The organism is Geodermatophilus sp. FMUSA9-8 (genome assembly GCF_037034165.1).
GTDB lineage: Bacteria > Actinomycetota > Actinomycetes > Mycobacteriales > Geodermatophilaceae > Geodermatophilus > Geodermatophilus nigrescens.
The window spans coordinates 529,021-543,686 of record NZ_JBAGKE010000001.1 but is presented as its reverse complement, the minus strand read 5'-3'; the positions used below and the strand labels follow the sequence as shown (position 1 = coordinate 543,686).

Genomic DNA, 14,666 nt, shown 5'->3' with positions numbered 1-14,666 from the left:
CCGGGAGGGTAGCGGCGTCCCGGGTCGCCGGGGACCACGCCGTCCGCCACAGTGGGGCGCCCGCACCCCACACCCGGAAGGCCCCCACCGTGCGCCCCTCGGACGACGGCGACCCCCAGCTCGCGGAGTTCGGCTACCGGCAGCACCTGGACCGCAGCATCGGCCGGTTCTCCAGCTTCGCCGCCGGCGTCAGCTACATCTCGATCCTCACCGGCACGTTCCAGCTCTTCTACTTCGGCTTCGGCGCCGGCGGCCCGGCCTACGTGTGGTCCTGGCCGATCGTCTTCGCCGGCCAGCTGATGGTCGCGCTGTGTTTCGCCGAGCTCGCCGCCCGCTACCCGGTGGCCGGGTCGCTCTACAACTGGACCAAGCGCCTCGGCAGCGCGACGACGTCGTGGCTGGCCGGCTGGGTGATGCTCACCGCCTCGGTGGTCACCCTCGCCGCGACCGCGCTGGCGTACCAGATCACGCTGCCGCAGCTGTGGTCCGGCTTCCAGGTGGTCGGCGACGGCACCGGCACCTACGACGTCGCCGTCAACGCGGTGCTGCTCGGCGGGCTGCTCATCACCGTCACCACGCTCATCAACGCCTTCGGCGTGCGGCTGATGGCGCGGATCAACAGCACCGGGGTGTTCATCGAGCTCGTGGCCGCCGTGCTCATCGTCGTCGTGCTGGCGCTGGCGATCACCCGCGGCCCGCAGGACGTCCTGTTCGACACCGCCGGCCGCGGCGAGGGGCAGTCGCTGGGCTACCTCGGCGCCTTCCTCGTGGCCGCGCTCGCGTCGGGCTACGTCATGTACGGCTTCGACACCGCCAGCTCGCTCGGCGAGGAGACCATCGACCCGGGCCGCACCGCGCCGCGGGCGATCCTGCGGGCGATCACCGCCTCCTTCGTGCTCGGCGGGCTGATCCTGCTGTTCGGCCTGATGGCCGCCCCGAGCCTCGCCGACCCGCAGCTGGCCAGCAGCGGGGGCGGGCTGCAGTACGTGCTGCTGTCGGTGGCCGGCACGGGGCTGGGCAAGGCGTTCCTCGTCTGCATCGTCGTCGCGGTCACCGTGTGCTGCCTCGCCGTGCACACCGCGGCGATCCGGATGACGTTCGCGATGGCGCGGGACAACGCGCTGCCGGCGTCGGCCCGCCTGGCGCACGTCGACCCGCGGCGGCGCACGCCGGTCGTCCCCGCCGTCGTCGTCGGGGTGCTGGCCATCGGCGTGCTGCTGCTCAACGTCCGCCAGCCGCAGGTCTTCACCGCCCTCACCAGCATCGCCGTGGTGATGATCTACCTGGCGTACCTGCTGGTGACCGGCCCGATGCTGGTCGCCCGCCTGCGCGGCCGGTGGCGCCCGGCGCCGGGGCGCTTCTCGCTGGGCCGCTGGGGCCTGCCGGTGAACGTGCTCGCGGTGCTGTGGGGTGCCGGGATGGCGGTCAACCTCGCGTGGCCGCGCCGGGAGGTCTACAACGCCACCGGCGAGCAGCACTGGTACCTGCAGTGGGCCGCGCCGGTGTTCATCGGCGCGATCGTCGCGGTGGGCCTGGGCTGGTACCTGCTGCGTCAGCGGCGGCGCACCGGGGTGCTCCCGGAGCACGCCGCGGTCATCGACCCGACGCCGCCGCCCGCGCCCGCCTGAGCCCCGCCCCCAGCCGGGCCGCGGTCCCGCCCGCGACGCCGCGCAGCAGCCGGGCCCGCTGCGCTGCCGACAGCGCCCCGAACACCCGGGCCATCGTCCCGGCGACGGCGGACGGCGGCGAGCCCCCGTCCAGGTAGGGCGCCCACGCCTGCTCGGGGAGCGTGAAGAAGGCACCGAAGAACGCGTCGGTGGCCGCGGCGTCCATGGGCAGCAGCACCTCCAGGCCGAGGCCCAGCAGCGCCGCGGTGGCCCGCGGGCGCGCGGCGCGCACCACCGGGCGCGGGTCGCGGCCCGCGGCCAGCGCCCCGGCCACCCGCGGGCCCAGGCGCAGCGACGCCGCCACGCTGTAGCCGGTGGCCGGGTGCACCAGCCCGGCGGCGGCGCCCAGCGGGGTGCCGGGGCCCGCCGGGCGCGGGGCAGGGTCGAGCGGGATGGCCACCCGCTCGGCCCCGCCGGCCGGCCGCAGCCCGTGCGCCGCGAGCAGGGCGGCGAGCCGCGCGCGCAGGTCCGCCAGCGGCAGCGGCGGCCGCGCGGCGAGCGAGGTGGCCTCGAGCAGCACGGTGCCGTCGTCGAGGGGCAGGCCGTAGAGGAAGGCCGGGGGAGCGCCGGGGGCGGCCAGCGCCGTCCAGTCCATGAACAGGGCGCCGCCTGGCGGCACCAGGTCCGGCACGGGTCCGGCGACCACCTCGCCCCACGCCCGCTGCTGCGCCGTCGCGGGCCCGCCGCCCCGCGCGTCGAGCACGGTGCGGGCGGCCAGCCGGGTGCCGTCGGCGAGGACGGCGACCTCGCCGTCGGCGTCGTCGAGCAGGCCGCGGACCCGGCCGGGCACCACGCGCCCGCCGGCGGCGGTGAACCGGTCGAGCAGGGCGGCGTGCAGGGCGTCGTTGCGCAGCCGGGCGTAGCCGCGGGTCAGCCGCCGCTCGCCGCCGGACGCCGTCCGGACGACGGTGGGGGAGTACCGGGAGGCCATGGTCGTCCGCGCCGCGGCCGGGTCGAGGCCGAGCGGTCCGGCCTCGGCGTCGAGCTCGTCGGCCCACAGGCAGTAGGTGGCCGGCCAGGGCCGCACCGCGGGGGCGACCAGCGCCGTCGCCAGCCCCGCCGCGGCGCACGCGGCGGCCGCCGACAGCCCGGCCGGGCCGGCGCCGGCGACGACCACGTCGAGGGGGGCTGCCACCGCCGCAGACGACCACACCCCCGGCTCCGGCGCGCGGCCGGGGTCGGGGGTGGAGTCGGGATGCGGTCGGGGGTGTGACCGGGAGGACCCGCTCAGCGGGTCGAGGAGAGCGCCTCCTGCCGCAGCTCGGCCTGCGCGTCGCGCCGGCCGGGGCCGGCGTTCGTGGCGTCGGCGGGCAGGTCGCCGTGGTCGTCGTCGAGCATCGTCGCCTCGTCGAACGGCACCTGCCCGGACAGGGCCGCCGAGAGCTGCTCGCGGTCCAGCTCGCGGGTCCAGCCGGCCACCAGCACGGTGGCGACGGCGTTGCCGGCGAAGTTGGTGACCGCGCGGGCCTCGGACATGAACCGGTCGATGCCGACGATGAGGCCGACGCCGTCGAGCAGGTCGGGGCGGTGCGCCGACAGGCCGCCGGCGAGGGTGGCCAGGCCTGCGCCGGTGACACCGGCCGCGCCCTTCGAGGCGATGATCATGAAGGCCAGCAGGCCGACCTGCTCGCCGACCGACAGCGGGTCGCCCAGCGCCTCGGCGATGAACAGCGAGGCCATCGTCAGGTAGATGGCGGTGCCGTCGAGGTTGAACGAGTAGCCGGTCGGCACGACGATCCCGGCCACCGGCTTGCTCACGCCGGCGTGCTCCATCTTGGCGATCAGCCGCGGCAGCGCCGTCTCCGACGACGACGTCGAGACGATGAGCAGGAACTCCCGGCCCAGGTACCTGAGCAGCGAGAAGATGTTCACCTTCGCCGCCAGCCGCAGGAGCAGCCCGAGGACGACGAAGACGAAGACGGCGCAGGTGGCGTAGAAGCCCAGCATGATCACCGCGAGGCTCTTCAGCGCGTCGACGCCGGTCTCGCCGACGACGGCCGCGATCGCGCCGAACGCGCCGATCGGCGCCACCCACATGATCATCGCGAGGACGCGGAAGACCAGCTTTTGCAGGTGCCCGATGCCCCGCAGGAGGGGCTCGCCCGAGCGGCCCATCGCCTGGATGGCGAACCCGACGAGCAGCGCCACGAGCAGCGCCTGCAGCACCGAGCCGTCGGTCAGCGACGACAGCAGCGTCGTGGGGATCAGGCCGAGCAGGAAGTCGGTGGTGCCGCCGCTCTCCTCGGCGGTCTCGGCGAGCTCGGAGCCCCGGCCGCGCAGCTCGTCGGACAGCGCGAGCCCGTCGCCCGGGTGCAGCACGTTGCCGACGACGAGGCCGATGGCCAGCGCCACCGTGGACATCAGCAGGAAGTAGCCGAGCGCCAGCCCGCCGACCCGGCCCACCTTGGCCGCCTGCCGGATCGACCCGATGCCCAGGACGATCGTGCAGAAGATGACCGGCGCGATCAGCATCTTGATCAGCGCGACGAACGCCGTCCCGATCCACTTCAGGCCGACGGCGAACTCGGGGAACACCAGGCCGACGGCGATGCCGAGGGCGACGGCGGCGATGACGGCGATGTAGAGCCAGTGGGTGCGGTCGCGCCTGGTGCGCGCCGGGGTGTCGCCGGCCGCGGTGCCAGCTGCCATGTCTGCTCCTGGGGGAGACGTCGGGACGGTCGGGTACCAGTGGGCCGGACCCCGTGACCGCCGTCACCCATGTGTTCATTGCGTACGTGAGCCACGTCGCAGCCGCGGGCGCGGGACACTCGCGGGCGTGCCCCGCCTCCTGCCCCGCCGCCGCACGGGCGGCAGCCTGGCCCGGCAGCTGCTGGCGCTGCAGGCGCTGGTGCTGCTGACCGTGGTGGCGGCCGCGGCGTTCGTCGCCTGGCGCGACGCCCGCGCGGCGCTGCAGCGCGGGGCCGAGCAGCGCACCACGGCCGTGGTGGAGAGCCTGGCCGACTCCCCGCTCGTGGCCGACGCGGTCACCGGCGGGGACCCGACGGCGGTGCTGCAGCCGTTCGTGGAGCAGGTGCGCGCCGACACCGGCCTGTCCTTCGTCACCGTCATGGCGCCGGACCGCACGCGGTTCACCCACCCCGACCCGGCGGAGATCGGCCGGCCCTTCCTCGGCACGGTCGGGCCGGCGCTGGCCGGCACGACGTTCACCGAGACCTACACCGGCACGCTCGGCCCGTCGGTCCGGGCCACCGGCACGGTGTTCGACGCCGACGGCGACGTCGTGGCGCTGGTGTCGGCCGGGCTCACCGTCGACGTCGTGGCCGCCGACCTCGCCGAGGCCGTCCCCGGCATCCTCGGCACCGCCGCGGTGACCCTCGCCGTCGGCGGCCTGGGCAGCGCCGCGGTGGCCCGGCGGCTGCGGCGCCAGACCGGCGGCCTGGACGCCGCCACCCTCGCCCGGATGCTCGAGCACCACGAGGCGGTGCTGCACGCCGTCCGGGAGGGGCTGCTGCTCGTCGACGGGCGGGGCCGCGTGGAGCTGGCCAACGACGAGGCGCGCCGCCTGCTCGGCCTGGCCGGCGACCCGGCCGGCCGCCCGGTGGCCGACCTGGGGCTGCCCGGCGAGCTGGCCGCCGCGCTGGCCGACCCGCGCCGCGGCGTCGACGAGGTGCACCTGACCGATGAGCGCGTGCTGCTCGTCAGCCGGATGCCCACCCGGACGCCCGGCCTCGGCGACGGCTCGGTGGTGACCCTGCGCGACCACACCGAGCTGCAGGCGCTGGCCGGCGAGCGCGACAGCGTGCGGGCCTTCGCCGAGTCGCTGCGGGCGCAGGCGCACGAGGCGGCCAACCGGCTGCACACCACCGTGTCGCTGGTGGAGCTCGGGCGCAGCGCCGAGGCGGTCGAGTTCGCGACCGCCTCGCTGGCCTCGGCCCAGGAGCTCACCGACCGGGTCGTCGGCGCCGTCGAGGAGCCGGTGCTCGCCGCGCTGCTGCTGGGTAAGGCGGCCACCGCCGCCGAGCGCGGCGTGGCGCTCGAGGTCGACCCCGGCACCGCGGTCGGCGTCACCGGGCTGCCCGCCGGCGACCTGGTGACGATCGTGGGCAACCTGCTGGACAACGCCATCGACGCCGCGCTGTCCGGGGAGCCGCCGCGGGAGGTGGCCGTGGGACTGGCCGTCGACGGCCACCGCCTGGAGATCCGGGTCGAGGACAGCGGCCCGGGGCTGAGCGCGGAGGAGGCGGCCGAGGCCTTCCGGCGCGGCTACTCGACCAAGGACGACGCCGGCGCACCCGACGGGCTCGGCCGCGGGCTGGGCCTGGCGCTGGTGCGGCAGGCGGTGCACCGGCACGGCGGCACGGTGACCGTGCGGCCCGGCCCGGGCGCGGAGTTCACCGTCTCGCTGCCGCTGGCCGTGCCCGCCGAGGTGGCCCCGTGACGGGCAGCGCGACCGGCACCGTGGGCGGGCCGGCGCCGGTGCGGGTGCTCGTCGTCGAGGACGAGCCGGTCGCGGCCGAGGCGCACCGCGCGTACGTCGAGCGCACCGTGGGGTTCACCGCCGTGGGGGTCGCGGGCACCGGCGCCGCCGCGCTCGACGCCCTGTCGCGCACCGCCGTCGACCTGGTGCTGCTCGACCTGCACCTGCCCGACGCCTCGGGCCTGGAGCTGTGCCGGCGGATCCGGGCGGCCGGCGCCGACGTCGACGTCCTCGCCGTCACCTCCGCCCGGGAGCTCGCCACCGTGCGGGCGGCGGCGGTGCACGGCGTCGTCGGGTACCTGCTCAAGCCGTTCACCTACCCGGCGCTGCGCGACCGGCTGGAGGCCTACGCCGCCTACCGCGCGCAGCTGCGGGCCGGCGGGGAGGCGGCCGGGCAGGCGGAGATCGACCGGGTGCTGGGCGCGGTGCGCCCGTCGCGCTCGGCGCCGCTGCCCAAGGGCATGGGCCGGGAGACCCTCGACGCCGTGGTGGCCGCGGTGCGCCGGGCGCCCGGGGTGTCGGCGGCGGAGACGGCGGAGCTCATCGGCGCCTCGCGGATCACCGCCCGCCGCTACCTCGAGTACCTGGCCGAGACGGGCCTGGTCGACCGGGTGCCCCGCTACGGCGGTGCCGGGCGGCCGGAGCTGGAGTACCGCTGGCGGTGACCGCCCCGGCCGGGCCGCTCGGGCCGGGCCGCTCGGGCCGGGTCGCTCAGGCCGGGCCGCTCAGACCGGGTCGCCGTCGACGTACACCCAGCGGCCGTCCCGCCGGCGGAAGCGGCTGTGCTCGGCCTGCACGGTGTCCTGCCCACCGGCGCGTGCGTGCGCGCGGAAGGTGACCGTGCCCTCGGCGTCGAACAGCCCGCCGCCGGTGGTGGCGAGCACCTCCAGGCCGGTCCAGCGCACGCCCGGGTCGAGCTCGAGCGTGGGTGGCCGGGTGGCCGGGTCCCAGGTGGCGAGCAGATAGGCGGGGTCGCCGACGGCGAAGGCGCTGTACCGCGAGCGCATGAGCTGCTCGGCGGTGGCCGCGGCCGCGCTCCCGTCGTGGAGGCGGCCGCAGTCGTCCGCGTAGGGCAGGCCGGATCCGCAGGGGCAGCGCGTCGGGGTCACCGTCGCAGTCTGGCCCCTCCGCAGGGTCCCGCCGGGAGCTCGCGAGTGGCGGGGGGCGGAGGGGTCCTTCCTCAGTCCTCGGCGATCCAGACGGCGGTGTCCGGCGGGAGCGCCACCGAGCGGGCCGAGGTGTGCACGCCGGGGCCGGACTCCAGCAGCACCCGGCCGCGGGAGCGCACCAGCACCGGCTCGCTGCCCATGTTGACCACGCAGCGGACCGTGCGGCCCTCGCCGGTGCACCGGACGGTGAGCACGTCGCCGCGGCTGCTGACCGTGGCCTCGCCGGTGCCGAGCGCCGGCTGCTCGGCGCGGACCGCGAGCGCCTCGCGGTAGAGGTGCAGCACGGAGGAGGAGTCGCGGGTCTGCCGGGAGACGGCGTACTGCCGCCACTCGGCCGGCACCGGCAGCCACGGCTTCGCCGCGCGGGCGGGGGAGAAGCCGATGCCGGGGGTGGCGTTCCACGGCATCGGGACGCGGCAGCCGTCGCGGCCGGCGCGCTCGCCGTTGCTGCGGTGGAAGATCGGGTCCTGCTTGGCCTCGTCGGGGACGTGCGCCTGGGGCAGGCCCAGCTCGTCGCCAGCGTAGACGTAGGCCGAGCCGGGCAGCGACAGCAGCAGCAGGGCCGCGGCGCGGGCGCGCGCCAGGCCGGTCTCGCCGCCGCCGAAGCGGGTGACCATCCGGTCCTTGTCGTGGTTGCCCAGCACCCACGACACCGGGGCGCCGACCTTGCCGAAGGCGTCCAGGGCGCTGCCGATCGCCTCGGTGAAGGCGGTGGTCTCCCAGCGGGACTTGAGCAGCCGGAACGACAGCGACTGGTGCAGCTCGTCGGGCCGGGAGTACAGGGCGACCTCGTCGAGGTCGGCCAGGCACACCTCGCCGACCAGCATGGTGTCCGGGTACTCGTCGCAGACCGCGCGCCAGCGGCGCCACACGTCGTGGACCTCGGGCTGGTTCCAGGTCATGGCCTGCTCGGGGCCGTGCCCGAACAGGGTGGGGGAGTAGGTGCCGGGGTTGTCGCGCAGCCCGGCGTCCTTGTGCAGGCCGTAGGCGACGTCGACGCGGAAGCCGCTCACGCCGCGGTCGAGCCAGAAGCGCAGGGTCCGCTCGAAGTCGTCGGCCACGACCGGGTCGCGCCAGTTGAGGTCGGGCTGCTCGGGCGCGAACAGGTGCAGGTACCAGCGGCCGTCCGGGGTGCGCGACCAGGCCGGCCCGCCGAACAGGGAGCGCCAGTTGTTCGGCGGCTCCTCCGACGGCGGCCGGAAGTGGTAGCGCGACGCCTCGGGGCAGTCCGGGTCGGCCAGCGCCGCCTGGAACCAGGGGTGCTGGTCGGAGGTGTGGTTGGGGACGACGTCGAGCACGACCCGCAGGCCGAGCTTCCGCGCGTCCGCGACCAGGGCCTCGACGTCGGACACGTCGCCGTACTCGGGGTCGACGGCCCGGTAGTCCACGACGTCGTAGCCGCCGTCCGCGCCACCCGAGGGGTAGTGCGGGTTGATCCACAGCGCGTCGACGCCCAGCCAGGAGAGGTAGGGCAGGCGGGCGCGCAGGCCGGCCAGGTCGCCGATGCCGTCGCCGTTGCCGTCGGCGAACGAGCGCAGGTACACCTGGTAGACGACGGCCGAGCGCCACCAGGGCTGCTCCTGGACGGGAGCCGGCCGGGACCACGGCTGCTGGCCGGCGGCGGTGCCGGCAGCGACGAGTCGAGCGGACATGCGGGAAGGATCGGCCCATCCGGCCGTCCGGTCGCCCACCGCTGATCACGAAGGGTGAGACGCACCTTGTCAGGTGTCGCCGAATCGGCTGGTGGCGGTGTCGTCGGGCACATCCCGGATGCCCCGGACGGGTGACGGTGTTGCACCAGCCGTCCCACGAGTCACGAGCCGCCCGACGGGGCGGCACAGGAAGAACGCGCCATGACCAGCACCCCGGCCGCTCCCGCGGCCGACCGCGCCGTCTGCCACCGCCACCCCCGGCACGTCTGGATCGCCAGCTGCCCCGACTGCACCTCCTGGCACCTCGCCGGCCTGCGGGCCGGACGGCAGGACCGCCCGGCGGTGCCGCGCCCGCGCCCGGACGACGACGCCCGCACGCACGCCGCCTGACCGCACGTCGCTCCACCGCACTCCGCTCCACCGCACGGCGCTCCACCGCACTGCCCGACGCGCCCCTCCGGCTCCCCCGCCGGAGGGGCGCCGTCGTCTCCGGGGAAGGTCCGGGACGCCACCCTGGTTCACTGTGGTTGAACGTTTGACGACAGCGGGGCGGGTGTCCCGCGCGACCGGAGGAGGAGCGCCGTGCACCTGGGCGTCGACAGCTTCGTGGCGGCGGTGACGGACCCGTCCACCGGGCGGGCCGTCGGGCCCGAGGAGCGCATGGCCGACCTGCTCGAGGAGATCGAGACCGCCGACCGGGTGGGCCTGTACTCGTTCGGCATCGGCGAGCACCACCGCCCCGAGTACTACGATTCCGCGCCGCCGGTCATCCTCGCCGCCGCGGCCGCCCGCACCTCGCGCATCCGGCTCGGCAGCGCCGTCACCGTGCTGTCGGCCGCCGACCCGGTGCGCGTGTTCCAGCAGTTCGCCACGCTCGACCTGATCAGCCGGGGCCGCATCGACCTCGTCGTCGGCCGCGGCTCGTTCACCGAGGCGTTCCCGCTGTTCGGCCTGTCGCTGGCCGACTACGACGAGCTGTTCGACGAGAAGCTCGACCTGCTGCTGCGCATCCGCGAGTCCGAGCGGGTCACCTGGTCGGGCCGGCACCGCCCGGCGCTCACCGGCCAGGGCGTCTACCCGCGCCCGCTGCAGGACCCGCTGCCGGTGTGGGTCGGCGTCGGCGGCACCCCGACGTCCTTCGTCCGCGCCGGGCTGCTCGGCCTGCCGCTGATGGTCGCGATCATCGGCGGCGAGCCCCGCCAGTTCGCGCCGCTCGTCGACCTCTACCGCCAGGCCGGCGAGCGGGCCGGCCACGCGCCCGAGCGGCTGCAGGTGGGGCTGCACGTCTTCGGCTTCGTCGCCGACAGCACGAAGGCCGCCGCCGACACCGTGTACCCGGGCTGGCACGAGATGTTCACGAAGGTCTCCCGCGAGCGCGGCTTCGCCCCGCCGACCCGGGCGCAGTTCGACGCCACCAGCGGGCCCGACGGCGCCTTCTTCATGGGTGACCCGGACACCGTCGCCGAGAAGCTGGTGCGCATCTCCGGCCAGCTCGGCGGCGTCGACCGGGTGTCGATCCAGATGACCAACCCCCGGCTCGCCCACGCCGACCTGCTGCGCGGCATCGAGCTGCTCGGCACCGAGGTGGCCCCGCGGGTGGCCTCCTCCTGAGCGCTCAGGCGTCCTCCGGGTAGGGCGGGGCGCTGTCGGCGACGACGGCGCCCCGCTCGCCCAGCGGCCGGTCGGGCCCGACGGTCGAGTCGCGCTCGGTCTGCCGCTCGGCCTCGGCGTTGACCACCGCGCCGAACACGACCAGGAACACGCTCAGCCACAGCCACACCATGCTGATCGCCACGCCGGCCAGGGAGCCGTAGGTGGCGGTGTAGTCGCCGAGGCCCTGCACGTAGGCGAACAGCGCCAGCGACGTCGCCACCCACAGGCCGGTCGCCAGCACCGCACCCCCGCTGATCCAGCGCCACCGCGCCTGCCGCCGGTCGGGACCGACCCGGTAGAGCACCGCGCACACGAACACCATGAGCGCGGCGACGCCGACCCAGACGAGCAGCGGCTCCAGGTTCCGCACCGCGCGGGGCGCGGCGGACAGGACCGACGCCACCAGCCCGCGCACGGCGATGGCAGCGCCCAGCAGCACCGCCCCGCCCAGCACGAGGAGGAGGCCCAGCCCGCTGCGGCGCAGCACGCCCCGGGTCTCGCGCTCGTGGTAGGCCAGCGTCAGCGCGTCGACCAGGTAGGTGGCCGCCGTCGTCGCCGTCCACAGCGCGGCCGCCAGCCCGGTGAGCCCGCGGAGGGTGAGCACCTGGCCGGACGCGGTGGTGATCGTGGTGAGCTGCTCGGCGACGAGCGGCTCGAGGTCGTCGGGCAGCACCGCGGCCATGTCCGAGAGCTGGCGCAGCGCCGAGCCGGGGGAGTTGAGGGCGCCGTAGATCGACAGCGCCGTCACCAGCACCGGAGCGATCGACAGCAGCGCGAAGAAGGCGACGGCGGACACCTGCACCATCAACCGCTCGCCGAACGCCTGGCGCAGCGACCGGCGCAGCACCTGGAGCCAGCCCCGGGGCGGGATCCGGTGGGGGGACGAGGCGTCGTGCGCGACGCCGGTGCCGGAGGCGTCGGCCATGCACGGAGTGTCCCGTCGGGGGAGCGCCCGGGCATCCCCGGAGCGCGCGGATCCGGGGCGGTCCAGGGGATCGCCGGATACCCCGCCGGTGCGCCCGGCGGCAGGCTCGGGACATGACATCGACACCGCAGACCGCCCTCCCCCCGACCCCCCGCCGCGAGCTCCGCCGCGCCCGGTCCGGCGCGATGCTGGGCGGCGTCAGCGCCGGCCTCGCCGACTACACCGGCGTCGACACGGTGCTGTGGCGCGTCCTGTTCGTCGCGCTGACCCTCGCCGGCGGCGCCGGGATCGTCCTCTACGCCGCCCTGTGGGTGCTGACCCCGCCGGTGCCCCTGGCCCCGGGCGAGCAGCCGCGCCGGGTCGACGAGGCGGTCGAGCGCCTCTCCGGCAGGCTCGGCGGGACGCCCCGCTGACCGTCCCCCCGGGCACCCTCCGGCCCGGCGCTCAGCCGGGCGGGAACAGCCGGGCCAGCTGGACGCGGGAGCGCAGGCCCCGCTTGCGGTAGACGCCGCTCAGGTGGTGCTCCACGGTCTTCGGACTGAGGAACAGCTCCGCGGCGATCTCGCGGTTGGAGGCGCCGCCGGCCGCGAGCGCGGCGATCCGCACCTCCTGCGGGGTCAGCGGCTCCTCCGGCAGCGCCCGGCGGGGCCGCGCGGTCCGCCCGGTGGCCCGCAGCTCCTCCTCCGCCCGCCGGGCCCAGGCCGTCAGCTCCATCTCCGCGAACGCGTCGGCGGCCGCGGTGAGCTCCTCGCGGGCGGCCACCCGGCGGCCGGCCCGGCGCAGCCGCTCGCCGAGCAGCAGCCGGGTGTGCGGCTCCTCGAACCGGTCGGGCCCGGCGGCGTGCGCGGCCAGCGCGTCCCGGAAGAGGGCGACCGCCGCGTCGTCGTCGGGGCAGGCCAGGGCGTGGCAGCGGGCCACGAGCGCCGCGGTCGCCGGGGACGGGGACCGCGACACGGCGCCGTAGCGGGCGGCGAGGTCGGCTGCCTCGGTCCGCCGGCCGAGCCCCGTCCACGCCTCCACCAGCAGCGGCGCCACCCCGAGCGGCTCGCCGAGCGCCCCGCTGCCGCCGTCGGCGGCCAGCCGCTCCTCCAGCAGCCGCGCCGTCGTGGTCAGGTCCCCGCGGCACAGCGCGCACGCGGCGGCGGACAGGGCGAGGTGCGCGGCGACGCCGGCCGTCCCGGCGCGGACGACGAGCGCGCGGGCCCGCCCGAGGTGCCGCTCGGCGTCGTCGTGCCGGCCGCGGGCGGCGTACTCCCAGGCGAGCAGCTCGTGCGCCGGCGCGGCGTCGGCGACGTACCCCAGCTGCCCGGCGAGCTCGACGGACTCCCCGGCGTCGGCGAAGGCGCCCGCATGGTCGCCGAGCAGCTGCACCCGGCCGTGCGCGGTCATCGCCAGCACCGCGACCAGGACACCGAGCGCCCCGGCGGCCCGCGCCTCGCGCACCCGCCGCTCGACCACCGGCACGAGGGTCAGGGGGTCGGCGAGCCACCCGACGGCCAGCACCAGCAGGGGGAGCAGCCGGGGCTCCGCGCGCAGCCCGGCCGTGTCCTCCATCGTGCGCACCGACCGCTGCAGCAGTGCCCGGCCGGCGTCGAGGTCCCCGCCGGACACCGCGGCGAGCCCGGCGACCCACGCGGCGAGCGCGCGCTGCAGCGGATCCGCGTCGTCCGCGACGGCGGCCGCGCGCCGGGCCGCCGCCCGGATGCCGGCGACGTCGCCCAGCCGGTGCCCGACGACGGCGAGGTCGGTGAGCGCCCAGACCGCGGTGCGGCCCTCCGCGAGCCCGGCCGCGGACTCCAGCAGGTCGCGGGCGGCGGGCACCGAGCCGGTGTCCTGCTCGACCCGGCCGAGCACGGCCAGCACCTCGCCGCGGACGGCCGGTGCGGCCGGGCCGCGCAGGACGGCGTCCCCCAGGGAGCGGGCGCGCGCCGTGTCCCCGCCGAGCGCCGCGTCCCGGACGGCCCCGGCGAGCAGCGCGGCGGAGCGGGCGGCGTCGCCGGTGAGCGCGGCGGCCCGCTCCAGGGCGGCCGAGGAGGCGGCGAAGCCGCGACGCTCCCGCGCCCGGCCGGCCACGGCCGCGAGCTCGCCGGCCAGGGCCTCGTCGGGGCCGGTGGTGGCCAGCGCGCGGTGCCAGGTGCGGGCGACGTCGTCCCCGTCGGGAGTGGCCTCGGCGAGCAGCCGGTGCGCGCGGCGCCGCTCCGCCGGGGAGGCCCGGCTCCACGCGAGGCCGCGCAGCAGCGGGTGCCGCAGGTCGAGCACCCCGCCGGACCGCACGAGGACGCCGCGCCGCTCGGCCTCGTCGAGGGCCGCGTCGGCGTCCAGCCCCGCCCGGGCCAGGGCGGCGGCCACCGTGGCGGCGCGGCCGTCCTCGGAGGCGGCCACCAGCAGCACCGCCTGCCGCGCGCCCGCGGGCAGTGCGGCCAGTTCCGGCCCGAACGCGCCGGAGAGCCCCGGGCCGGCCGGCAGCTCGGCGGGCAGCGGCTCCGCACCGGACCGCTGCGCCGGGGACAGCGCCGCGGCCACCTCCCGCAGCGCGAGCGGGTTGCCGCCGAGCCGGGCGGCGAGCCGGCGGGCGACCGGACCGGCGACGGCGCCGGCCAGCAGGTCCGGGACGGCGGGGGGGTCGAGGTCGGCCAGGCGCAGGACGTCGTCGCCGGCGACGGGCTCCGGCCCGGGGCGCCGGGCCACGACGACGGCGACCCGGTCGGCGTGCATCCGGCGCGCGGCGAACAGGACGGCCCCGGCCGACTGCGGATCGGCCCACTGCAGGTCGTCGACGGTGACCAGCAGCGGGGCCTCCGCGGCGGCCGCGGCGAGCAGCGACAGGGTGCCCGCGGCGACGAGGTGCCGGTCGCCCGGGACGCCGGCCGGCCCCCAGCCGAGCGCGGCGGCCAGGGCACCGGCCTGGCCGGCCGGGACCTCCCCGAGCAGCGGCCGCAGCGGTGCCAGCAGCTCGCCGAGGACGGCGTATGGCAGCGCCGCGTCGGACTCGATGCCGCGGGCGGTGACCCGGCCGAAGCCCGCCGCGCGGGCGGCGGCGGTGCGCAGCAGGGCGGTCTTGCCGACGCCGGGCCCGCCCTCGACCACGAGCAGCCCGGCGCGGCCCGAGCGGGCGCCGTCCAGGAGCCGGTCGAGGCGGCCGACCTCCGCCGCGCGGCCCAC

Annotated in this window: 12 protein-coding genes; 6 read left to right on the top strand and 6 right to left on the bottom strand. The window is 77.3% G+C overall.

Annotated elements, in window-relative coordinates; genetic code table 11:
* The first annotated feature begins 89 nt into the window (after positions 1–89).
* A complete protein-coding gene (locus WA616_RS02640; RefSeq protein ID WP_336027066.1) occupies positions 90–1,628 on the top strand; it encodes an APC family permease in 1,539 nt (512 codons plus the stop codon).
* Here the strand turns inward: WA616_RS02640 and WA616_RS02635 are convergent.
* Both WA616_RS02635 and WA616_RS02630 read right to left on the bottom strand, forming a co-directional pair.
* Complete coding sequence (locus tag WA616_RS02635) at positions 1,594–2,802, bottom strand: lycopene cyclase family protein (RefSeq protein ID WP_336027065.1); 1,209 nt, start codon at positions 2,800–2,802, stop codon at positions 1,594–1,596. The genes WA616_RS02640 and WA616_RS02635 overlap by 35 nt on opposite strands.
* Positions 2,803–2,894: 92 nt before the next feature.
* On the bottom strand, positions 2,895–4,316 hold the full coding sequence (locus WA616_RS02630) for a cation:dicarboxylate symporter family transporter (RefSeq protein WP_336027064.1): 1,422 nt from the start codon (positions 4,314–4,316) through the stop codon (positions 2,895–2,897).
* A 127-nt stretch (positions 4,317–4,443) separates the two neighbouring features.
* On the opposite strand from WA616_RS02630, the gene WA616_RS02625 reads away from it, so the two are divergent.
* Both WA616_RS02625 and WA616_RS02620 read left to right on the top strand, forming a co-directional pair.
* The gene (locus WA616_RS02625; protein ID WP_336027063.1) at positions 4,444–6,066 is read left to right on the top strand and encodes a sensor histidine kinase; all 1,623 of its coding nucleotides are present in this window, start codon (positions 4,444–4,446) and stop codon (positions 6,064–6,066) included.
* Positions 6,063–6,770, top strand: a complete 708-nt coding sequence (locus WA616_RS02620) for a response regulator (protein ID WP_336027061.1) — start codon at positions 6,063–6,065, stop codon at positions 6,768–6,770. The genes WA616_RS02625 and WA616_RS02620 overlap by 4 nt, the downstream gene beginning before the upstream one ends.
* Positions 6,771–6,830: 60 nt before the next feature.
* Here WA616_RS02620 and WA616_RS02615 read toward each other — a convergent pair whose 3' ends face one another.
* Positions 6,831–7,214, bottom strand: coding sequence for a YchJ family protein (locus tag WA616_RS02615; protein WP_336027060.1), 384 nt, complete (start codon positions 7,212–7,214; stop codon positions 6,831–6,833).
* A gap of 71 nt (positions 7,215–7,285) precedes the next feature.
* On the bottom strand, positions 7,286–8,926 hold the full coding sequence (locus WA616_RS02610; RefSeq protein ID WP_336027058.1) for a glycoside hydrolase family 13 protein: 1,641 nt from the start codon (positions 8,924–8,926) through the stop codon (positions 7,286–7,288).
* Positions 8,927–9,127: 201 nt separating this feature from the next.
* Between WA616_RS02610 and WA616_RS02605 the strand changes: the two genes are divergently transcribed.
* Both WA616_RS02605 and WA616_RS02600 read left to right on the top strand, forming a co-directional pair.
* Positions 9,128–9,316: a hypothetical protein gene (locus WA616_RS02605; RefSeq protein ID WP_073420038.1), complete on the top strand. Its 189-nt coding sequence runs from the start codon at positions 9,128–9,130 to the stop codon at positions 9,314–9,316.
* A 192-nt stretch (positions 9,317–9,508) separates the two neighbouring features.
* Entirely contained in the window at positions 9,509–10,537 is a 1,029-nt protein-coding gene (locus tag WA616_RS02600) for an LLM class flavin-dependent oxidoreductase (RefSeq protein ID WP_336027055.1), read from the top strand.
* 4 nt (positions 10,538–10,541) lie between these two features.
* Here WA616_RS02600 and WA616_RS02595 read toward each other — a convergent pair whose 3' ends face one another.
* On the bottom strand, positions 10,542–11,504 hold the full coding sequence (locus WA616_RS02595; protein ID WP_336027054.1) for a YihY/virulence factor BrkB family protein: 963 nt from the start codon (positions 11,502–11,504) through the stop codon (positions 10,542–10,544).
* A gap of 113 nt (positions 11,505–11,617) precedes the next feature.
* On the opposite strand from WA616_RS02595, the gene WA616_RS02590 reads away from it, so the two are divergent.
* Positions 11,618–11,917 carry a PspC domain-containing protein gene (locus WA616_RS02590; RefSeq protein WP_073420035.1) on the top strand — a complete coding sequence of 100 codons (300 nt, stop codon included), beginning with the start codon at positions 11,618–11,620 and terminating at the stop codon, positions 11,915–11,917.
* 31 nt (positions 11,918–11,948) lie between these two features.
* Here the strand turns inward: WA616_RS02590 and WA616_RS02585 are convergent, their stop codons facing one another.
* Positions 11,949–14,666 (bottom strand): LuxR family transcriptional regulator, encoded by a 2,718-nt coding sequence (locus tag WA616_RS02585; RefSeq protein WP_336027050.1) that lies wholly within the window; start codon positions 14,664–14,666, stop codon positions 11,949–11,951.

Bases quoted from the DNA above. Each gene is read 5' to 3' on its own strand.
- WA616_RS02630 (WP_336027064.1), bottom strand. From the start codon at position 4,316: ATGGCAGCTGGCACCGCGGCCGGCGACACCCCGGCGCGCACCAGGCGC.
- WA616_RS02610 (WP_336027058.1), bottom strand. From the start codon at position 8,926: ATGTCCGCTCGACTCGTCGCTGCCGGCACCGCCGCCGGCCAGCAGCCG.
- WA616_RS02605 (WP_073420038.1), top strand. From the start codon at position 9,128: ATGACCAGCACCCCGGCCGCTCCCGCGGCCGACCGCGCCGTCTGCCAC.
- WA616_RS02595 (WP_336027054.1), bottom strand. From the start codon at position 11,504: ATGGCCGACGCCTCCGGCACCGGCGTCGCGCACGACGCCTCGTCCCCC.
- WA616_RS02590 (WP_073420035.1), top strand. From the start codon at position 11,618: ATGACATCGACACCGCAGACCGCCCTCCCCCCGACCCCCCGCCGCGAG.